Raw genomic sequence first — 20097 nt, forward strand, 5'->3', positions numbered from 1 at the left:
GCACTCGGAGTCGGCTCCGGCTCCATGCTTCGCCGCGTGCACGTCGCACGCCAAAGCTCGATGTCGCGGTCTACCCCGAATACACGTCGGGCACCCGTTCCACCGTGAGGTGGGGCGGGTGCCCGGTTCAACCCCGGCGCTGGGATCACCCAGCGCCGGTCGGGGTCGGACGGATCGCGTCCGGCCCCCGGTGCCGACTCAGCGCAGCGCGCGAGCCAGGTTCGCGTCGAGCGCGCCGAGGAACTCCTCGGTGGTCAGGTAACCCTGGTCGCCGCCGACGAGCAGCGCGAGGTCCTTGGTCATCTGGCCGCCCTCGACGGTCTTGATGACGACGTCCTCGAGGGTCTGCGCGAAGCCGATCACCTCGGGGGTGTTGTCCAGCTTGCCGCGGTGCTCGAGGCCACGGGTCCAGGCGAAGATCGACGCGATCGGGTTGGTCGAGGTCGGCTTGCCCTGCTGGTGCTGACGGTAGTGCCGGGTGACGGTGCCGTGCGCGGCCTCGGCCTCGCAGGTCTTGCCGTCCGGGGTGAGCAGCACCGAGGTCATCAGGCCGAGGGAACCGAAGCCCTGGGCCACGGTGTCGGACTGCACGTCGCCGTCGTAGTTCTTGCAGGCCCAGACGTAGCCGCCCTCCCACTTCATGGAGGAGGCGACCATGTCGTCGATGAGACGGTGCTCGTAGGTCAGGCCCGCCGCGTCGAACTGGCTCTTGAACTCGGTGTCGAAGATCTCCTGGAAGGTGTCCTTGAACATGCCGTCGTAGGCCTTCAGGATGGTGTTCTTCGTCGACATGTAGACGGGGTAGTTCTGCTGCAGGCCGTAGTTGAACGACGCGCGCGCGAAGTCCTCGATGGACTTCTTGAAGTTGTACATGCCCATGATGACGCCGCCCTCGTCCGGCATCTTCACGACCTCGTGCACGATCGGCTCGCTGCCGTCCTCAGGGGTGAAGGTCAGGGTGACGGTGCCCGACTGGAAGACCTTGAAGTCGGTGGCGCGGTACTGGTCGCCGAAGGCGTGGCGGCCGATGATGATCGGCTTGGTCCAGCCGGGAACCAGTCGCGGGACGTTGGAGATGATGATCGGCGCGCGGAAGATGGTGCCGCCGAGGATGTTGCGGATGGTGCCGTTGGGCGAGCGCCACATCTTCTTGAGGCCGAACTCCTCGACGCGGGCCTCGTCCGGCGTGATCGTGGCACACTTCACGCCGACGCCGTGCTGCTTGATGGCGTTGGCCGCGTCGATGGTGACCTGGTCGTCCGTCTTGTCCCGGTACTCGATGCCGAGGTCGTAGTACTCGAGGTTCACGTCGAGGTACGGGTGGATCAGCTTGTCCTTGATGAACTGCCAGATGATCCGGGTCATCTCATCACCGTCGAGTTCGACGACGGTGCCTTCAACCTTGATCTTGGACATGGATCTTCGTGTCCTCCTAGGATGGTGCCCTTATTGCACGGCCAGGCGAACACGCTTGTGAGCGGACCCCAGCTGTTCAACAGACAACGTATATGTACCGCGTTGTTTGCGGGACGTGTGGTGCAAGCAAGACAAGCGTACTGCTGCCGACGATCTCACCGCGCGGGGAGGGGCCACTGTGCGGACTCCTAGACGGTTACCCACGATAGCCCCACGAGTGATCCCAACCACTTTCTCCATCATGTCATCCGGAGCAAGTCGAGCGCGCCGACCTGCGCCGGAACCGAAGGGCGGCCAGGCGCGCGAGACGGCCCGCGCACCGTCGATGCGCGGGCCGTATCCGGTGTCGCTCAGACCGCGAGCGGGACGCGAACACTCTCCTCCGCGTCCTCGGCGAAGTCGGCCGGCTTGGCCTTGATCATCAGCGCGATCACCGGAATCGCGGCGAGGAAGAAGCCCGCGCCCACATAGAACGCGACGTCGTAGCTGTAGATGGCGGCGCGAGCGGCCAAATCGTCGACGGTCGGATTGTCGGCGAGGTAGTCCTTCGCCGCCTGCACCGAGATCGTGGTGAGCAGCGCGGTGCCGACCGCGCCGCCGACCTGCTGGGCGGCGTTGAGCAACGCGCTGGCGACACCGGCGTCGGCCTCGTCCACCCGGTGCAGCGCCACCGCCTGCATACCGACGAACAGCGGTCCCATGCCGAGCGCGATCAGCAGCTGGGCGGGCAGCACACCAGCGGCGTAGCTGTCGCCGTAGCTCAGCTGCGCCAGCCAGAGCAACCCGACCACGCCGAGCGCGGCGCCTACGACCATCAGCGGACGCGGTCCGAGCTTGGGCAGCAGCGCGCTGGTGATGCCCGCCGACACCGCGATGCCCACGGGGAACGGCAGGAACGCGACGCCCGCCTTCAGCGGCGAGTAACCGAGCGTGACCTGGAAGTAGAAGCTCAGGAACAGGAACATCGCGAACATCGCGATGGGGATCAGCAGCGCCGCGAGCAGTGCGCCGCCGCGGTTGCTCTCCCCCGGAATACGCAGGGGCAACAGCGGATTCGACGAACGGCGCTCGATGGCGACGAACGCGACGAGCAGTGCGAGCCCGGCGACCAGCAGCGCGAGGGTGCCGCCCGAGGTCCAGCCGTGATCGGCCGCGCGGCTGAAGCCGTACACGATGGCGATCAGGCCTGCTGTCACGGTGACGGCACCGGGCACGTCGTAGCCGCCGGTCCGCGGCGCGGGCACGTCCTTGATGACGAACGCGAGCGCGCCGACGAACGCGAGGATCGCGATGGGGGTGTTGACCAGCAGGGTCCACCGCCAGGACGCGTATTCGGTGAGCGCGCCACCCGCGATCAGGCCGATCGCGGCGCCGCCCGCGGAGATTCCCGCGAACACGGCGAAGGCGCGGGCCCGTTCTTTCGCCTCGGTGAACGTCACCGAGACCAGCGCGAGCGCGGCGGGTGCGAGCAGCGCGGCGAAGGCGCCTTGCAAGCCGCGACCCGCGAAGAGCTGGGCGCCGTTCTGCGCCAGACCCGCGAGCGCCGAGGCGGCCGCGAAGCCGACGAGGCCGACCAGGAAGATCCGGCGGCGGCCGAGGTAGTCGGCAAGGCGGCCGCCGAGCAGCAGCAGGCCGCCGAAGATCAGCGTGTAGGCGGTGAGGGCCCACTGCTTGTCGCCCTCGCTGATGCCGAGGTCACGCTGCGCGAACGGCAGCGCGATAGTCACGATGGTCGCGTCGAGGACCACCATCAGCTGGGCCAGCCCGATCACGCCGAGCGCCAGCCAGCGGGCCGAGTCGCGCCGGTCACCCGGCGCGTGCACCGCTGTCGATATCTCGCTCACCTTGTCTCCTCGTCGTCCGGAAGTGCGCGTGCGAGCAATCCTGTCACTGTCCGACATTTGGCGTCAATAGAAAAATGTCGCAATCAGACATTTGCCATGTTGCGACAGTTGAGCGAGTGTCTGGGTTACAGTGGGGAGATGCTCGACTCATCGACGCCGGTGGGCACGAACGCGGCCGAGGACGCCGCCGCGACCGGGAACAGCACAGCGCGGGCGACGGCGGGCGGCCTCGCGTCGACGGAACGGGAAGGCGTGGTGTCCACGACGCGAGACAACACAGCACCTCTCGGACTGCGCGAGCGCAAGAAGCAGCAGACGAGGCAGCGCATCATGAACATCGCGCTCGAGCTGTGCGACAAGCAGGGCTTCGACGCGACGACGGTCGAGCAGATCGCGAACGCGGCCGACGTCTCGCCGCGCACCGTCAACCGGTATTTCGAGACGAAGGAGGACATCGTCCTCGCGCCGGTCCTCGACTTCGGTCAAATGGTTGCCGACAAGTTGCGAGAAGAGCCGCGCGGCGGCAACGAGCTGCGCGCGCTGTGCAACGCCTACCTCCAGGTGATCGATGACGCGGCGACGGAGAACTCGGCGGTGTCGTTCTGCAGGTTCCAGCAGATGCAGCGGATCGCGCGCGACAGCCCCTCGGTCAACAGCCGCGCGCTGGAGTTCGCCGACAGCAAGTCCGCTGCCATCACCGCGGTGCTCGCCGAACGTCTCGGCACCACCCAAGACGCGCTCAGCGTGCGGTTGATCGTCTCTACCTGGCAGATGCTGTGTCACCTCGCGATGGACGTGCACAGCGAGCTGATCATGGACTGCGATCCGCAGATCGCGGTGCGCGCGGCGCGGGCGACGCTGCTCGACGCGTACGCGGAGTTCATGCGGGTCTGCACGGAACCGCCGACGGAATCGGCGGAGTGAGATCGGCTACGAATTTCGGCCATTGGCCGCCCGCCAGCTACCATGTCCGTCAGGTCATGAGTGCCAGCGCCAAGCCCCGGCTCGCTGGACGGCAACCCTCCAGCAGCGGTGGGGTGCTCCGGGTGATGACCGGGCCCTCGAAGGTCGAGGGCAAGCGCGCTGTCAGGAGGTTCCCGGAAATGTGTTGTCCTGGATAGACCGCATCACCGATCTCGTTAGTCCGGCGAACAACTCTTGTGGAGCATGATATGACCGACCCCGTCGCGGCCGAGTTCGATCCTGCCCGTTGGTCCTTCGAGACCAAGCAGGTGCATGCGGGCCAAGCCCCCGATCCGAGCACCGGCGCCCGCGCCCTGCCGATCTACCAGACCACCTCCTACGCCTTCCGCGACACCGACCACGCGGCGGCGCTGTTCGGTCTCGCCGAGCCGGGCAATATCTACACCCGCATCATGAACCCGACCCAGGACGTGGTCGAGCAGCGCATCGCCGCCCTGGAAGGCGGCGTCGCCGCACTGCTGCTCGCCTCCGGGCAGGCCGCGGAGACGTACGCGATCCTGAACCTGGCTTCCGCAGGCGACCACATCGTGTCCAGCCCGCACCTGTACGGCGGCACCTACAACCTCTTCCATTACTCGCTGCCCAAGCTCGGCATCGAGGTCTCGTTCGTCGAGGACGCGGACGATCTCGAACAGTGGCGCGCCGCGATCCGGCCCAATACCAAGGCGTTCTTCGGCGAGACCATCGCCAATCCCAGCAGCGCCGTGTTCGACATCCCCGGCATCGCCGAGGTCGCGCACGCCGCCGGGATCCCGCTGATCGTGGACAACACCGTCGCGACCCCTTACCTGATCCAGCCGCTGGCGCACGGCGCCGACATCGTGGTGCACTCGGCCACCAAGTACCTGGGCGGGCACGGCACGGCCATCGCGGGCGCGATCGTCGACGGCGGAAAGTTCGACTGGACCGTCCGCGACGACAAGGGCGAGCCGCGTTTCCCCGGCTTCACCACCCCGGACCCCAGCTATCACGGCGCGGTCTTCGCCGATCTCGGCGCGCCCGCCTACGCGCTGAAGGCCCGCGTGCAGCTGCTCCGCGATCTCGGCGCGGCAGTCTCGCCGTTCAACGCGTTCCTCATCGCGCAGGGCATCGAGACGCTGAGCCTGCGCGTCGAGCGCCACGTCGCCAACGCGCAGGCGGTCGCCGAATTCCTGGCCGAGCATCCGGCGGTCGAATCGGTGCACTACGCGGGACTGCCCAGCTCGCCTTGGCACGAGCGCGCCAAGCGGCTCGCGCCGAAGGGGACCGGCGCGATCGTCTCGTTCGAGCTGCGCGGCGGTGTCGACGCGGGCAAGAAGTTCGTGGACGCGTTGGTCCTGCACAGCCACGTGGCCAACATCGGGGATGTGCGTTCTCTGGTGATCCATCCGGCATCGACGACGCACTCCCAGCTGACACCCGAGCAACAGCTCGCCTCCGGCGTCACCCCGGGACTGGTCCGCCTCGCCGTGGGCATCGAGGGAATCGACGACATTCTGGCCGATCTGCGCGCCGGATTCACGGCGGCGACGACGTGACCGTGAGCACCGAGCAGAGCATCGAGTCCGGCGTCGGCCTGTTGCCGCCGCCGGACGGCAGGCCCGGCGTCATCGCCATCGGGGACGTGCGGCTGGAAAGCGGCGCGGTGATTCCGAATGTCCATCTCGCCGTGCAGCGGTGGGGCGAACTCTCCCCCACCCTGGACAATGTGGTGCTCGTCGAGCACGCTCTGACCGGTGACTCGCACGTCGTCGGCACGCCGGACGACGTCCACGCGCAGCCCGGCTGGTGGGAGGGCATGGTCGGGCCCGGGGCGCCGGTGGACACCGACGAATGGTGTGTGATCGCGACCAACGTGCTCGGCGGCTGTAAGGGCAGCACCGGGCCGTCGTCGCTCGCGCCGGACGGCAAGCCGTGGGGCTCGCGTTTCCCGGAGATCTCGATCCGCGATCAGGTGAGCGCCGAGGCCGCCCTGCTGGATCTGCTCGGCATCGAGCGGCTCGCCGCGGTCGTCGGCGGATCGATGGGCGGCATGCGGGTGCTGGAGTGGATGATCGGCGCGCCCGAAAGGGTGGCCGCGGCGCTGGTCCTGGCCGTCGGCGCGCGCGCCACCGCCGACCAGATCGGCACCCAGACCACCCAGATCGCCGCCATCAAGGCCGATCCGGACTGGCAGGGCGGCGACTACCACGACACCGATCGCGCGCCGATGACCGGCATGGGCATCGCGCGCCGCATCGCCCACCTCACCTACCGCACCGAGGGCGAACTCGACCACCGCTTCGAGAACCACGCGCAGGGCTCGGAGGATCCGCGGCGTGGCGGGCGCTACGCGGTGCAGAGCTACCTGGACCACCAGGCCGAAAAGCTGTGCAAGCGTTTCGATCCCGCCACCTATGTGTTGCTCACCGAGGCGATGAACCGACACGACGTCGGGCGCGGACGGGGCGGTATCGAGGCCGCGCTCGCCGCGACGCCGGTGCCCTGCGTGGTCGGCGGCGTGGACTCCGACCGGCTCTATCCGCTGCGCACGCAGCAGGAACTGGCCGATGCGCTACCCGGCTGCGCCCGGCTGGAAGTGGTGCACTCGCGCGACGGGCACGACGGGTTTCTGACCGAGGCGGCAGCGGTCTCCAAGTTGCTCATCGAGACCATGCGGTTGGCACGCGAGAACCGGTAGTCGCGGTTCGCCGGACACCGCGTCGGAGCGCTCGGAAGGGAGGCTACGGCCTCAGCCGACACCGAGCGTGTTGATGGTCGCCGCCAAGAAGACGATGGCGGAGCCGAGCAAACTCAGCGCGCCCACGTCGAACGGCTTGCTGCGCACCGCGAGCAGCCCGACCCGCGCGGTCGGCAGGCACAGCCGGAAGGCCGCCGCCAACAACGTCGCCCCACCGAAGAACAGGGCACCGCGCCGCCACCGATCCGAAGCGACGAACACCACCGCGACCAAGACGACCAGCGCGACGACCACCATCGGCAGATGACTGCGCACGAACTGCGCGGCACGACTACCGCCTGCGTGTCGTCCGCCGGACGCGTCGAGATCGGTCACGGCACCGATTCTTGCAGACGCACCCTCGCCACCCCTGCCCCCACCACCCGCTCCCGTCGATGCGGAGCCGTGCCCGCCACCGTACGCGGACTTCCCTCTGGGCGCAGTCGACGCGTCTGTCATCGCCTTGGCCGAGCGGCTCGATGTGGCGGAAGTGGCAACTCTCGACCGACGACACTTCAGTGTCGTGCGCAGCAATCGCCGAGTGTCTTTCCGGCTTCTGCCGAACTGAACTCGGTTCTCGGCGGTGGCCCGTCGGCTCGGCTGTAGCGGCGCCTGATTGACTGGTTGCGTGTTCCGCCTGATGTTCCACGAGCCGTGCATTCCGCCGAATACCGGCAACGCGATCCGTCTGGTCGCCGGGACCGGCTGTGAGCTGCACTTGATCGAGCCGCTGGGGTTCGACCTCTCGGAGTCGAAGCTGCGCCGGGCCGGGTTGGACTACCACGATCTGGCCTCGGTCACCGTGCACGAGAGCCTGCCCGCCGCGTGGGCGGCGCTGCGGCCGGAACGCGTCTACGCCTTCACCACCAAGTCGACGACCCGCTACACCGACGTCGCCTATCAACCCGGCGACGTCCTGCTCTTCGGCACCGAACCCACCGGCCTGCCCGACCATGTCCTCGACGACCCGCACGTCACCGCCCACCTGCGCATCCCCATGCTCCCCGGCCGCCGCTCCATGAACCTCTCCAACGCCGCCGCCGTCACGGTTTACGAAGCCTGGCGCCAGCTGGGCTTTCCCGGCGGGATCTGAGCGCGGCACGGCTACCATTTACGCATGCCAGAGCCGCACCGCGAGCAGCCGAATCTCCCCACCCACATGACATGGGAGGAACTGGAGAAGCTACCCGCCGAGATCGCCGCGCAGATCGAGCTGTGGAACGGGCGGGTGGTCTGGCTGCGCCGTGGCCCCGGCGAACACCAGATATTCACCGGCCGAATGTGGACAGCACTCGAACGCTGCGCACGCAAATACATGTCGTCCGATACCGAGCACTGCTTGCGCGCGAACTTCGAGACCAACGTCTTCTTCGGTAGGACCGGCAAGTCCGACTTCGTGACACCCGACTTCCTCGTCCATCGCTGCCTGGAACAGCCCTACCAGGATGTTCGCGCCGGTGATGTCCTCTTGGTCGGTGAAGTGCTCTCCCCGGGCAATACCCAATCCGACATCGAAGCCAAGAAGGCGCGCTACGCCAGCGGTGGCATCCCTTGGTACTGGGAGGTCTCACTCGCCCGCGACGACAGCGCCATAGACATCGTCCGGGTCTACGGACTCGAAACCGGATATGGACAACTCCCCGACGGAATTCGCCCGCTGCGCCCCTCCAACTATCTGCTCACCGGGGAATGGACCCGCGAGGCCCTGAACGGTATCGAGTTCGATTTTCCGTTCCCGATCAGCATTCCGTGGACCGAACTCGAGTTCTGAGGCCTCGCCCCTCAGTCCTCGATTTCGAAACGTTTGAAGCGGGAGGTGGCGCCCGCGGTGAGGCGGACGGCGGTTTTGGGGACGTCGAAGTGGGTGGCGAGGAGTTCGATGGCGGCCTTGTTGGCCTTGCCTTCGACGGCGGGGGCGCGGACGTAGAGCTGGAGGGTGCCGTCCGGAAGTGGTTCGACGAGTGGGCCTTTACGGCTGTTGGGTTTGATGATCGCCCTGACCACCGTCGGCGGCATCGGGGGCTCCTGCTCGGGTAGTCGCGGGAATCGCTGCGGTGGAAGAGCTTTCGGCAGGTCGACGCCTGCGGCGCACCAAGCGGACGACGGCGAAGACGAGTGCGCCGACGATCGCGAGGAAGCCGAGCCAGGGAATCGCCTTGCCGGTGAACACGATCGCGTCCTTCAGCCAGTCGACCAGGGAGTTCCAGCCCGCGACGATGCCGTCCCAGAAGTTGCTCGGCCCCTCGTCGGATTCCTTGTCGGTCGTGGTGATCTCGATGGTGAGGGTGGACAGCGCGACTTGATCGTCGAGGCGGCGCTTCTGGGCGGTGAGACTGTCGAGTTCGCCCTGACGGCTGGACAGCGCCTGTTCGGCGGCGATGAGATCGGCGGTGTTGGCGGCGCTGGTGATCAGCGCGCGCAGCCGGTCGACCGAGGCCTGCAACGCCTTGATCCTGGCGTCCAGGTCTTCCCATTGCATGGTGACGTCGTCGCGGTTGGTGCTCACCCTGGTGAGGGTGCCGATCGCGCCGAGGCCGTTCACGAACGCGTCGGTCTTGTCGGCGGGCACCCGCACGGTCAGCGACGCGCTGGGTTCGGTGTCGTCGGTACCGGGTTGCTCGGTGCGGCTGTCCACCCGGCCGCCCGCCTCGCGCACCCGGTCGGAGACCTGCGCCGCGGCCTCGATCGGATCGCCCGCGGTGATGTCGATGCTGCCGGTGACGACCTCCTTGCGGTCGACGGTGTCGGTGTCCTGCCCACGACTGTCGCCGGGCACCGGCGCCTGCTCCCGGAACCCGGGCGGCGACACCGGCGCGGAGCCACCCGTCTTGGCGGGCGGCCCACCGGAGTCGGCCCGGTCATCGCCCCCGCAGCCGACGAGCAGCGCCAAGCCGAGCAAAGCGACGCACACCACAACAAGCTTCCGCATGCTCGCAGCGTAACCGCCGCACCCCGCCCGGTCACCGCCGTTCGTCAGCAGATGTCGAGCGCGGCGTCACAGATCCGCGGGCAGAATCCGGAAGGCAGCGACGCCTGGCGTCAGCGGTTCGATAGCCCGAAAGACGCGCTGATCCAACGTGAATATGCAATCGGTCCGGTGCTTGTCGGCGAGCGCGACTCCGACGGCATCCGCCAAGTCCAACCGGAGGCCCTCGTATTTGGAGCGAATCGACGGCGCTGACGCGAGGTCGACATGCGCTCAACGGAAGTCGCGTGACTTCCCGTCGATCCGCAGGTGCAAACGCTGAAGGTGTTCCGCGACGACGCTGACCGCGCCCTCCGCGTTCTGCACCCGTCCGCGGATGAGCAGGGCGGTGGCGCTCTGGGCGAGACGGCGGTACCGGGCCCACAGGCCGACGGAGCAGACGACGTTCACCATGCCGGTCTCGTCCTCCAGGTTGAGGAAGGTGACGCCCTCGGCGGTGGCGGGGCGCTGGCGGTGGGTGACCGCGCCGCCGACCAGCACACGGGAACCGTCGGGGACGGCGAGCAAGCCGGAGGCGGGGATGGCGCCGAGCGCGTCGAGCTGGGGGCGCAGGAATTCGGTCGGGTAGCTGCCCGGTGAGATCCCGGTGGCCCACACGTCGGCGGCCGCGAGCTCCAGCTCGCTCATGCCGGGCAGGGCGGGGGCGGTGGTCGCGGCGCCGGTGCCGGGTAGCCGATCCGCGCGCTCTCCCGCCGCCGCGCCCGCCGCCCACAGCGCCTCGCGCCTGCTGATGCCGAGGCTGCCGAGCGCGCCCGCGGTGGCCAGCGATTCGGCTTGCGCGACAGAGAGTTCCACCCGCCCGGTGAGATCGAGGAACGAGGTGTACGGTCCGCTTTCGCGCCGGGCGGCGACGATCCGCTCGGCCAGGTCCGTGCCGAGGTGCCGGACGGCGGCCAGCCCGAGCCGGACCTCGGTGCCCGCCGCCTCCAGGGTGGCCTCGGCCAGGCTGGCGTTGATGTCGGGGCCGTGCACCGCGATCCCGTGCCTGCGCGCGTCGGCGACCAGGGATTGCGGGGAGTAGAAGCCCATCGGCTGAGCGCGCAGCAATCCGGCCGTGAACGTGGCGTGATGGTGCAGCTTGAACCACGCCGAATAGAACACCAGCGCGGCGAAACTCTGCGAATGACTTTCCGGGAACCCGAAATTCGCGAAGGCGTAGAGCTTCTCGTAGATGCGATCGGCGATCTCGCCGGTGATGCCGTGCAGGTCGCGCATGCCCTGGTAGAGGCGGGCCTTGATCCGCTCCATACGTTCCGGTGAGCGTTTGGAACCCATCGCGCGGCGCAGCTGGTCGGCCTCGGCGGCGGTGAAACCGGCGACGTCGACGGCCATTTGCATCAGCTGCTCCTGGAACAGCGGCACGCCGAGGGTGCGGCCCAGCGAATTCTCCAGCGCCGGATGGTCGTAATCCCATTTCTCGCGCTCGTTGCGACGACGGATGTAGGGGTGCACCGAGCCGCCCTGGATCGGGCCGGGACGAATCAGCGCGACCTGCACCACCAAGTCGTAGAAATCGCGCGGCTTCAGCCGGGGCAGGGTCGCCATCTGGGCCCGCGACTCCACCTGGAAGACGCCGACCGAATCCGCCCGCGAAAGCATTTCGTAGACCGCGGTCTCTTTCAGGTCGAGCTTGTGCAACTCCACCTCGACGCCCTTGTGCTCGCGCACCATATCGATCATGTAGTGCAGCGCGGAAAGCATGCCGAGCCCGAGCATGTCGAACTTCACCAGCCCGACCGCGGCGCAATCGTCCTTGTCCCATTGCAATACGCTGCGGCCCGGCATGCGCGCCCATTCCACCGGGCACACGTCGGCGATGGGACGATCGCAGATCACCATGCCGCCCGAGTGGATGCCAAGATGCCTTGGCAGACCTTCGATGTCGGCGGCCAAGTGCAGCACCTCGTCGGGTATGTCGGTGCCGGTCTCGGCCGCGACGCCGGTCCAGCGGCTCACCTGTTTGCTCCACGCGTCCTGCTGCCCCGGCGAAAAGCCCAGCGCGCGTGCGGCATCGCGCACCGCCGACTTACCGCGATAGGTGATCACATTGGCCACCTGGGCGGCGTACTCGCGGCCGTACTTGGCGTAGACGTGCTGGATCGCCTCCTCCCGGCGATCGGATTCGATGTCCACGTCGATATCGGGCGGTCCGTCTCGCTCCGGCGAGAGGAAGCGTTCGAACAGCAGCTGATTGGCCACCGGATCGACATTGGTGATGCCGATGGCGTAGCAGACCGCCGAGTTGGCCGCCGAACCTCTTCCCTGGCACAGGATGTCGTTGTCCGCGCAGAAGCTGACGATGTCGTGCACCACCAGGAAGTAGCCGGGGAAGCCGAGCTGTTCGATCACCGCGAGCTCGTGTTCGATCTGCTGGTAGGCCGCCGGGTTCTCCGCGTGCGAGCCGTAGCGGCGGGCCGCGCCGCGGAGGGCGAGTTCGCGCAGCCAGGAGTTCTCGTCGTGGCCGTCCGGCACGTCGAAGGGCGGCAGCTGGGGCGCGATGAGGCGCAGGTCGAAGGCGCATTCCCGGGCCAGCGCCGCGGCATTGGCCACCGCGTCGGGGCAGGACGCGAACAGCCGCGCCATCTCCGCACCCGAGCGCAGGTGCGCGCCGCCGGTGGGCGCCAGCCAGCCCGCGATGTCGTCCAGGCTCTGCCTGGCCCGGATGGCGGCCAGCGCCATGGCGCGGCGGCGTTGCGCCGGGGCGGCGAAATGCGCTCCGGTGGTGGCGATTACCGGAAGACCGAGCCGGTCGGCGAGGTCGATGAGGTGGGCGTTGCGCTCGTCGTCCTCCGGGACGCCGTGGTGGGTGAGTTCCACGCCGACCCGTTCGACGCCGAAACGCTCGGTGAGTTCGCGCAGCGCGGCCTCGGCACGCACCAGCCGGGTGTCGCCTACGCGCAGGTCCTCGGCGAGCGCGCGGCGCAGGTGCCCTTTGCGGCAGCCGGTCAGGATGTGCCAGTGTCCGCCCGCCGCCGCGGTGAGGACGTCGAGGTCGTAGCGGAGGATGCCTTTCTCCCCCGCGGCCAGGTGCGCGGCGGCGATCTCGCGGGACAGCCGCCGATAGCCCTCCTGACCGCGAGCAAGCACGAGCAGGTGTTGTCCGGCCGGATCCGGCGCGCCCGTGCGCGGCGCGGAGTCCGGCGCGTCGGCGTGCGTGGCCGTTTTCGGCGCGCGCCGCCGCACGTCCTGCGGACCCAGCGACAGTTCCGCGCCGAAGACGGTCGCCATCCCCAACTCCTTGGCCGCCTCCGCGAAGCGGACGGTGCCGTAGAAGCCATCGTGGTCGGTGAGCGCGATCGCCTCCAACCCCAGCCGCACCGCCTCTTCCACCAGCTCTTCGGGCTGACTGGCGCCGTCGAGGAAGCTGTAGGCCGAATGCGCGTGGAGTTCCGCGTAGGGCACGGTCGGGCCGTCGCGGTGGACCGGCTCGGCCGAGTACGGCTCGCGCTTGCGCGACCAGGCCGGGCTGTCGCCGCCGTCGCCCGGGTACATGGCGTCCGGATCGGTCCGGCCGGGACGACCGGACAGCACCCGCTCCAGTTCGGCCCAGGTCGGCGGGCCGTTGCTCCAACCCATGACACGTCACCTCCTCATCTCGAACATACATTCGATAGATGTGAAGGTGCGCGTGGGTCCGCCCAACGGATACCGAGTCGCAACCAGCGGGCGGCGGGCCCCTCGTCGACCCGCCGCCCGCTCGCCGATCAGCCCTCGCGAACCCGCTCGGTGGAGCCAGCGGCGACCGCGGCGTCCACGCGGTCCAGCCCGTCGCGGATCATCTCGCCGTACGCGTCGTCGGCCAGGATCCGCAGGTGACCGCGCGCGATCGCCAATTGCATTCGGGCGCCGTCGAAATCGCCGAGCCTGCGGTGACTGTCTGCGAGGTTCAGGTACAGCGAGGGCAGGAAACAGCGCAGCCCCTCGTCCAGCGGGATCCCAGGGCCGAACACCGCGGCCAGCGCACGCTGATCCCAGCGCAGCGCCGCCTCGTCCGTCTCCTGCAGGACGGCGAGGTGATGCGCGATCACGCAGCGCTGCAAGGGATCACCGGACGGATCTAGTTCCTCCCACAGCGCACCGAGCGCGCGGCGCGCCGCTTCCGGATTCCCGCTGCCGAGCCGCACCGCGGCAAAGATGTCCGCCATCCGATCGTCCGCCATGCGCACGAGTATCGCACATATGTTCGATGGATTCGAGGGCTCTTCGAACGCGTCTCCGAGCGTGACGAGCGCCACTTGGCGAGTAAACTTACTTCGGAGTAAGTTCTTGCCCATCCAGGGCCGTCACCGTTGACGCGACAAAGGAGCAAACCCGATGACCCAAGCTTCCGCCGACGACGCCGGTGTGCGCGGGCAGATCCGACACAACCGCCGCAACCGGGACCTGACCGGCAGGCACGTCCTCATCACCGGCGCCTCCTCCGGCATCGGCCGCGCCGCCGCGGTGGCGGTGGCCGCCAAAGGCGCGACGGTGTTCCTGCTGGCTCGACGCGGCGACGAACTCGCGTCCGTGGTCGAGGAGATTCGCGCCGCGGGCGGATCGGCGTACGGATACCAGTGCGACGTCACGGATTCCGATTCCGTCGACCACACCCTCGAGTCCATCCTCGACGAGCACGGCCACGTCGACATGCTGGTGAACAACGCGGGCCGCTCGATTCGCCGCGCCATCCACCGCTCCACCGACCGCCTGCACGACTTCGAGCGGACCATGGCGGTGAACTACTTCGGCGCGCTGCGCATGACGCTGGCTCTGCTGCCGCAGATGCGCGAGCGCGGATTCGGCCACATCGTCCAGATCAGCAGCGCGGGTGTGCAAGTCGCGACTCCGCGGTTCTCGGCGTACCTGGCGAGCAAGGCGGCGCTGGACAAGTTCACCGAGGTGGCGGCCGTGGAGACCATGGCCGACGGCGTCACCTTCACCACCATCCACATGCCGCTGGTGCGCACACCGATGATCACGCCGAGCGGCGACCAGGGGCCGTCGGAATCGCCCGAGTGGGCGGCGGCCACGATCGTGCGCGCGCTCACCGAGCGGCCCAAGCGGATCGACGTCCCGATCGGCACCATCGCGGAGTACGGCGCGCTGCTCACGCCCAAGTTGCGTGACCGCGTCCTGCACCGCTACTACCGCGCGCTGCCGGACTCACCCGCCGCGAAAGGCGAGACCGCCGATACCGAGGGAGACGCGGAACCCGTTGCACCACAAGCGGAACCGCGGGAACCTTCGACCGCGCGCCGGGTCACCGGCACCGTACTGCGCCGCGCCGCGCGCTGGGTGCCCGGCACCCACTGGTGATCTGCGCGGTTCCCTGCGCTGTGGACGCGCTACCCCAGCACCTGACGCGGCTCCGGCAGGTAGGCCCGCGCCTGTGAGCGCACACCGTGCCACAGCGCCAGGCCGACGGCCGGGGTGTTGGAGGCGATGTGCAGCTGGCGATTCCCGAGATCCACGAGCACAGGCGTCACCACCGAGCCCCAGCTCATCGGCCGGTTCCGCAACGCCTGCACGGCAGCGGGGTGCACGCGTTCGGAGACCAGCGCGGCCACGCCCATCGCGCCGCCCTTCACCCCGATGAAGCTACGCCTGCGCTGGTTCTTGGCGAAACCGTCCACGTGGCGCGGGAAGTCGTCGACGGCGGCCGGTGAGATCTCCTCCAGCGTGGCGACGCAGAGCACGAAATCGATCGGGTTCAGCGCGGTCGCGATCACCGCGTTGACGCCGACCAAGCTCATCAGCGGGCCGACCATGTGCTGGGCGATCTGCATGCGGCCGCGGGTCATGTGGTGGGTGACCGCGGTGAGGTAGGCCTGGACGGCGGGGGTGCCGGGGAATTGGAGAGGCGGCGGGGCGGCGTGCGGGTAGCCCGGCGGAGGAGCCGGTTGCCCATACGGTGATGGGGCGGGATATCCCTGTGGCGCACCCGGATAGCCGGGCGGCGGTGGAGCCGGGTAGCCAGGTTGCTGCGGTGCTGGATATCCGGACGGCACGGGATAGCCGTGCGGAGGTGGGGTCGCGGGGCCATGCGGGAACGGGGGCTGTTGCCCAGGCGGTGGCGGGGTGGGATTCCCGTGCGGCGGGACGGGATAGCCGGGTGCAGGTGGGGCCGACTGGCCCTGCGGGGTCGGCTGCGATGGCAAGGGGTGTCCGCCGGAATGCGCGGGCAGCTCCCCGCTCGGCGATCCGGGCGGATATCCCGGCCCGTTCGATCCCCACGGCGGTGTCGTCATCTCGTCCCTCCCTCGACCGGCGCGCTTGCCGTCGGGACATTACCCGCCCCGTACCGCGCCCTGTTCCGCCAGCATCCGAAGCCGCACGCTCGCAAGGCAATACCCCGGTGGTGCCGGATGTCACGCGGAGTTGGGTAGGGTCCGGCGGGAGGTTACGGTGATGAGCTTCAGACTGGCAGCGTACGCGGTGTCCATCGAGGACGAGCGGGTGCTGCTCGCCCGTCATGTATTTCCGAGCGGCGAGACCCACTGGACTCTTCCCGGCGGCAAGGTCGAGCACGCGGAGGATCCGTTCGACGCGGTGATCCGGGAGGTCGCCGAAGAAACCGGCTGCCACGGGATCGTCGAACGCCTGCTGGGCGTGGACTCGCGGGTGATTCCCGCTGCCGCCGCGCGCGCCGGAGCCGAGCACCACAACGTCGGCATTTTCTACCAGGTTCGCATCACCGGCGGCCGGCTCCGGCCCGAACCGAACGGCGAGACCGCCGAGTCGATTTGGACTCCGATCCCAGAGGTCGCCCGCCTGCGCAGGTCCGCGCTCGTCGACATCGGGCTCACCCTGGCTCAGACCCTTCCGGCGACCGGCCACGTCGCGCCTGTCCGGGTCGGCGGCTTGATCCAGCACTGAGGCGCCGCCCACGGACTGGATGACGAAAGCAGTACGCAGGCTATAGGTTTGAGCAGGGCGATCAGGGCAGCGCCTGGATGGGATCGGCGACAAGGGCGGTGACCGGCTTCGGGCCCGCGCCACAGCTGGCCTGGCGCGGGGTGTAGGCGACCGTCCGGACGGTGGCACGCCAGCGCCTGCCGTCGCGGTGGGTGACCAGGGCGCTGCCCGCGTGCGTGGGATCGGTTGTGCCGGAGACATTTTCGATCTCGGATCTGAGTTCATCCAGACGCGCACCGATCTCCGCGCGCACCGCGAGTTCGGCGACCTGTTCGACCGGCCGATGCCCGCTGCGCCCGCGCAATCCGGCGAGCGCGACCTCGCCGCGGTGGACGGCCGCCACGGCGGCGGTCGCGGCGGCGGCGTCGACGCGGCCGTAGGTGAGTCCCGAGGGCAGCAGCACCATGGCGGGCGCGAAGCGGTGGCCGCCGGTGTGCGAGCACTCCCAGACCTGGTCGGGGTAGGCGGTCGAGAGGGTTGCGGCGATGGGGCGGCCGAGCATGGCGCAGCATTGGTCGCGCTTGCCGTGCGCGCACACCAGGACAAGCGGGTCGGCCACCGGCTCGCCGATGCCGGGCGGCGGGCCGTCGAGCAGGTGCAGGTCGATTTCGAGCAACTGCTTCAAGTCGGTGATCTCGAGCCGCTCGCACCAGCCGCCTTCGGCGCGCGAGTTGACGAGCAGAACCGTTCGAGCGCCGGTGAATTCACTGCGACCGGGGCGACGGATCAGGGTCGGGCGGACGCGGGCGGCGGTGGTGCGCGCGGCGAGTTCGGCGGTGATCTCGGGGCCGAGGACCTCGTCGCCGATCACGTCGCGGCCCCACGCGCCGGGATGTTCGACGCAGAGCCAAGCGCTCACCCGCGTCGCGGTGCCGGGCAGCGGGACGTCGGCCGACGCCGCCGAGCACAGCATGCCGTCGAACGCGTTCACCACGCGCTCACGCGTGGGCCCGGGGCGGACCGGTCGGTAACGAGCACCGTTTCACTCTATTCCGCACGGCACGGCGAGGAATGGCAGCACCGCGGCCTCGAACTCGCGATGACGGTCGCGGTGGATGCTGTGGCCGCACGCGAAGGGGGTGACGGTGCAGTCGGCGACCAAGCCGAGCAGCACGTCGAGCTTCGCGAGATCGACCATGCCGCCCGGCCCGCCGCGCAGCACCAGCGTGGGGGCGGTGATGTCGGCCAGCCGGTCCCACCATTCCGGGTTCGGCTTGCGGAACTGTTCCAGCGCGGTGCGGGTCATCGAACGGTCGAAGGCGAGGACGGCGCGCGGATGCCGGATCAGGCTGGTCGTGGCGTGCCAGAGTTCCGGCAGGGTCGGGAACCGGCGGGTCAGCCGGAGTTCCTCGTCGCCGGAGCGCAGCGGCAGCGGACATTCCTCGATGACCAGCCTGCGCACCAGCTCGGGCCGCTCCTGCGCGACGCACGACACCGCGTAACCGCCCAGCGAATGCCCGACCAGGTCCACCTGGCTCAGCTCGAGGTGCTCGCACAGGCGGAGCACGTCTGCACCGAACTCGTCGAAGCGGTAGGAGTCGGCGTGCGAGCTGCGGCCGTGCCCGCGCAGATCCGGGATGATCACCCGCCGCCCCGTCTGCGCCAACCGACGCGCGAAGCGATCCCAGGTGTGCCCGTCCCCGCCCATGCCGTGCACCAGCACGACGGGCGTCTCGTCGACCGCCCCCGAATCGCGATAGGCGATCTCCACCCCACCGAACGCCATCCGGGCAGCCGTCAGATTCACGATGTTCGAGAGTACCGACCCCGGCCCGACCACCGCCCGGTGTTTGTCGGCAGCATCACAGGGACCAACTCGCGACGCCGCGGGGATGGGAGCCGTTGTCGGCTCGGCCCTGGCGTTCGCGGCGGCGGCCGCTGGGGACGGGCTCGTCTGGTTCTTCGATCAGGATTGGGTCTGGCCCGCCGATCCAGGCCGGACGATCTGGGCCGGCGGCTGAGCGGAGGGCGTCCTCGGGGTCAGCTCCCGGCGAGCGGGTGTTCCTCGCCCCACTTCAGCATCGCGTACAGGATGTCCTCGAGGCTTTCGCCGTCTTCGGTGAGTTGGTAGACGACGCGGGGCGGCACTTCGGCGTAGACGGTGCGGGTGAGGATGCGCTGGTGTTCGAGGGCGCGCAGGCGGTCGGTCAGGGTCTTGGCGCTCGGCGAACCGAGAGCGGTGCGCAGGTCGCCGAAGCGCTTGGGGCCGGAGAGCAGTTCGCGGACGATCAGCGTCGTCCATTTTCCGTCGAGAACCTTCAGCGTGCGCTCCACACCGCAGCCCGAGCAGTCGGTGGCTTGCAGTTGTTTCCGCTGCTCAGAGCCGATGGTTTCCATCTTGAAATTATATCACTTGCTGGGTATTGCTTTACTTCTGAAACTACCTTCGGGGGCATGAACACATCAACCGTGACAGTCCACGGCGCGACCGGAACCCAGGGCGCCGCCATCGTCCGCGGCCTGCTCGCCGCGGGGCACCGCGTCCGTGGCGTCGTCCGCACTTCTCCCGGCGTGCTGCCCCCGGACACCGAGCCGGTCCAGGCCGACCTGCTCGAACCCGACTCGCTCGCAGCCGCGTACACCGGCGCCGACGCCGTGATCGTGCAGTTGCCGCTCGTCTTCACCGACCTGGCCGTCCGGCAGGCCGAGGCGGTGCTGGCCGGTCTCCGGAAGGCGGGCGTCGAGCGGGTGGTCTTCAATACCGGCACCGTGCTGCCACCCGCGCCCATCGGCGTGCCGTTCGTGGACGCCCGCGTGCTGTTGTCCGCCGAACTGACCCGCGGCGTCGAGGCGGCCACGGTGGTCGCACCCGCTCGGCAGTACATGGAGAACCTCGTCGCCCCGTGGTCCGCCCCGCTCGTGCGCGCCGGGGAACTCGCCTATCCGCTGCCGCGGGAACTGCCTGTCCCGTGGGTCGCGCTCGATGACCTGGGATCGACTGTCGCCGACCTGATCAGTGCCACGACTCCGCCGCCGCTGCGGATCGTGGCGGGTCCGCAGGCGCTGACTGGTGACGAGGTCGCCGCCGAACTCAGCGCGGTCCTGGGACACGCGGTGCGGTGGAATTCCATATCTCCCAACGCTTATCGGGAAATGCTCACCCCACACCTCGGGGCCGAGGCCGCCGAAGGGATCGCCGCGGTATACACACCGCCGCCCCCGGGAGCGCCCACTCCGCCGGAACCCGACCCGTCGGTGCTGGAGACGGGAGCCACCGAGCTGCGGGACTGGGCGGCGCGGCAGGACTGGCAGGTGGGCAGGTAGGCAGCCGA

20 protein-coding genes and 1 riboswitch are annotated in these 20097 nt (G+C 69.0%); of the genes, 9 read left to right on the forward strand and 11 right to left on the reverse strand.

Annotated features, from left to right (window positions below):
* Nucleotides 1–198: 198 nt before the first annotated feature.
* Together ABZV58_RS11215 and ABZV58_RS11220 are read right to left on the reverse strand one after the other, a co-directional pair.
* The gene (locus ABZV58_RS11215) at nt 199–1416 is read right to left on the reverse strand and encodes an NADP-dependent isocitrate dehydrogenase (RefSeq protein WP_141807251.1); all 1218 of its coding nucleotides are present in this window, start codon (nt 1414–1416) and stop codon (nt 199–201) included.
* 350 nt (nt 1417–1766) lie between these two features.
* Nucleotides 1767–3260, reverse strand: coding sequence for an MFS transporter (locus tag ABZV58_RS11220; protein WP_355000028.1), 1494 nt, complete (start codon nt 3258–3260; stop codon nt 1767–1769).
* Nucleotides 3261–3398: 138 nt separating this feature from the next.
* On the opposite strand from ABZV58_RS11220, the gene ABZV58_RS11225 reads away from it, so the two are divergent.
* The 3 genes from ABZV58_RS11225 (at nt 3399) to ABZV58_RS11235 (ending at nt 6903) form a co-directional block, all read left to right on the forward strand.
* Entirely contained in the window at nt 3399–4184 is a 786-nt protein-coding gene (locus ABZV58_RS11225) for a TetR family transcriptional regulator (protein ID WP_355000029.1), read from the forward strand.
* 52 nt (nt 4185–4236) lie between these two features.
* Nucleotides 4237–4347, forward strand: a riboswitch (SAM riboswitch).
* An 85-nt stretch (nt 4348–4432) separates the two neighbouring features.
* Nucleotides 4433–5761 (forward strand): bifunctional o-acetylhomoserine/o-acetylserine sulfhydrylase, encoded by a 1329-nt coding sequence (locus tag ABZV58_RS11230; protein ID WP_355000030.1) that lies wholly within the window; start codon nt 4433–4435, stop codon nt 5759–5761.
* Complete coding sequence (locus tag ABZV58_RS11235) at nt 5758–6903, forward strand: homoserine O-acetyltransferase (protein ID WP_355000031.1); 1146 nt, start codon at nt 5758–5760, stop codon at nt 6901–6903. Before ABZV58_RS11230 ends, ABZV58_RS11235 begins: the two co-directional genes overlap by 4 nt.
* A 51-nt stretch (nt 6904–6954) precedes the next feature.
* Here ABZV58_RS11235 and ABZV58_RS11240 read toward each other — a convergent pair whose 3' ends face one another.
* Entirely contained in the window at nt 6955–7200 is a 246-nt protein-coding gene (locus ABZV58_RS11240; RefSeq protein WP_355000535.1) for a DUF3017 domain-containing protein, read from the reverse strand.
* A gap of 370 nt (nt 7201–7570) precedes the next feature.
* Between ABZV58_RS11240 and ABZV58_RS11245 the strand changes: the two genes are divergently transcribed.
* Together ABZV58_RS11245 and ABZV58_RS11250 are read left to right on the forward strand one after the other, a co-directional pair.
* Nucleotides 7571–8035: a tRNA (cytidine(34)-2'-O)-methyltransferase gene (locus ABZV58_RS11245; RefSeq protein WP_355000032.1), complete on the forward strand. Its 465-nt coding sequence runs from the start codon at nt 7571–7573 to the stop codon at nt 8033–8035.
* 24 nt (nt 8036–8059) lie between these two features.
* Complete coding sequence (locus tag ABZV58_RS11250; protein WP_355000033.1) at nt 8060–8713, forward strand: Uma2 family endonuclease; 654 nt, start codon at nt 8060–8062, stop codon at nt 8711–8713.
* A gap of 11 nt (nt 8714–8724) precedes the next feature.
* On the opposite strand, the gene ABZV58_RS11255 is transcribed toward ABZV58_RS11250, so the two are convergent.
* The 4 genes from ABZV58_RS11255 to ABZV58_RS11270 form a co-directional block, all read right to left on the reverse strand.
* Complete coding sequence (locus ABZV58_RS11255) at nt 8725–8958, reverse strand: DUF167 domain-containing protein (protein WP_355000034.1); 234 nt, start codon at nt 8956–8958, stop codon at nt 8725–8727.
* Nucleotides 8912–9871, reverse strand: a complete 960-nt coding sequence (locus tag ABZV58_RS11260) for a DUF4349 domain-containing protein (RefSeq protein WP_355000035.1) — start codon at nt 9869–9871, stop codon at nt 8912–8914. Before ABZV58_RS11260 ends, ABZV58_RS11255 begins: the two co-directional genes overlap by 47 nt.
* 270 nt (nt 9872–10141) lie before the next feature.
* Nucleotides 10142–13504: an error-prone DNA polymerase gene (locus ABZV58_RS11265; RefSeq protein WP_355000036.1), complete on the reverse strand. Its 3363-nt coding sequence runs from the start codon at nt 13502–13504 to the stop codon at nt 10142–10144.
* A gap of 128 nt (nt 13505–13632) precedes the next feature.
* The gene (locus tag ABZV58_RS11270) at nt 13633–14088 is read right to left on the reverse strand and encodes a hypothetical protein (protein ID WP_355000037.1); all 456 of its coding nucleotides are present in this window, start codon (nt 14086–14088) and stop codon (nt 13633–13635) included.
* A 154-nt stretch (nt 14089–14242) separates the two neighbouring features.
* Here ABZV58_RS11270 and ABZV58_RS11275 point away from each other — a divergent pair, with 154 nt between their 5' ends.
* Nucleotides 14243–15226 carry an SDR family NAD(P)-dependent oxidoreductase gene (locus ABZV58_RS11275; RefSeq protein ID WP_355000038.1) on the forward strand — a complete coding sequence of 328 codons (984 nt, stop codon included), beginning with the start codon at nt 14243–14245 and terminating at the stop codon, nt 15224–15226.
* 29 nt (nt 15227–15255) lie between these two features.
* On the opposite strand, the gene ABZV58_RS11280 is transcribed toward ABZV58_RS11275, so the two are convergent.
* The gene (locus ABZV58_RS11280) at nt 15256–16158 is read right to left on the reverse strand and encodes a hypothetical protein (RefSeq protein WP_355000039.1); all 903 of its coding nucleotides are present in this window, start codon (nt 16156–16158) and stop codon (nt 15256–15258) included.
* A 160-nt stretch (nt 16159–16318) separates the two neighbouring features.
* On the opposite strand from ABZV58_RS11280, the gene ABZV58_RS11285 reads away from it, so the two are divergent.
* Nucleotides 16319–16786: an NUDIX domain-containing protein gene (locus tag ABZV58_RS11285; protein ID WP_355000040.1), complete on the forward strand. Its 468-nt coding sequence runs from the start codon at nt 16319–16321 to the stop codon at nt 16784–16786.
* Nucleotides 16787–16847: 61 nt separating this feature from the next.
* Here the strand turns inward: ABZV58_RS11285 and ABZV58_RS11290 are convergent, their stop codons facing one another.
* Both ABZV58_RS11290 and ABZV58_RS11295 read right to left on the reverse strand, forming a co-directional pair.
* Entirely contained in the window at nt 16848–17738 is an 891-nt protein-coding gene (locus tag ABZV58_RS11290) for a sucrase ferredoxin (RefSeq protein ID WP_355000536.1), read from the reverse strand.
* 69 nt (nt 17739–17807) lie between these two features.
* Nucleotides 17808–18572: an alpha/beta hydrolase gene (locus ABZV58_RS11295; RefSeq protein WP_355000041.1), complete on the reverse strand. Its 765-nt coding sequence runs from the start codon at nt 18570–18572 to the stop codon at nt 17808–17810.
* Between the two features lie 85 nt (nt 18573–18657).
* Here ABZV58_RS11295 and ABZV58_RS11300 point away from each other — a divergent pair, with 85 nt between their 5' ends.
* On the forward strand, nt 18658–18786 hold the full coding sequence (locus ABZV58_RS11300) for a hypothetical protein (protein WP_355000042.1): 129 nt from the start codon (nt 18658–18660) through the stop codon (nt 18784–18786).
* 19 nt (nt 18787–18805) lie between these two features.
* Here the strand turns inward: ABZV58_RS11300 and ABZV58_RS11305 are convergent, their stop codons facing one another.
* Nucleotides 18806–19162, reverse strand: a complete 357-nt coding sequence (locus ABZV58_RS11305) for a helix-turn-helix domain-containing protein (protein WP_355000043.1) — start codon at nt 19160–19162, stop codon at nt 18806–18808.
* Between the two features lie 57 nt (nt 19163–19219).
* Between ABZV58_RS11305 and ABZV58_RS11310 the strand changes: the two genes are divergently transcribed.
* The gene (locus ABZV58_RS11310) at nt 19220–20089 is read left to right on the forward strand and encodes an NAD(P)H-binding protein (RefSeq protein WP_355000044.1); all 870 of its coding nucleotides are present in this window, start codon (nt 19220–19222) and stop codon (nt 20087–20089) included.
* The last annotated feature ends 8 nt before the right edge of the window (nt 20090–20097 follow it).

It is taken from the genome of Nocardia sp. NPDC004654, assembly GCF_040609595.1.
Classification (GTDB): Bacteria; Actinomycetota; Actinomycetes; order Mycobacteriales; family Mycobacteriaceae; genus Nocardia.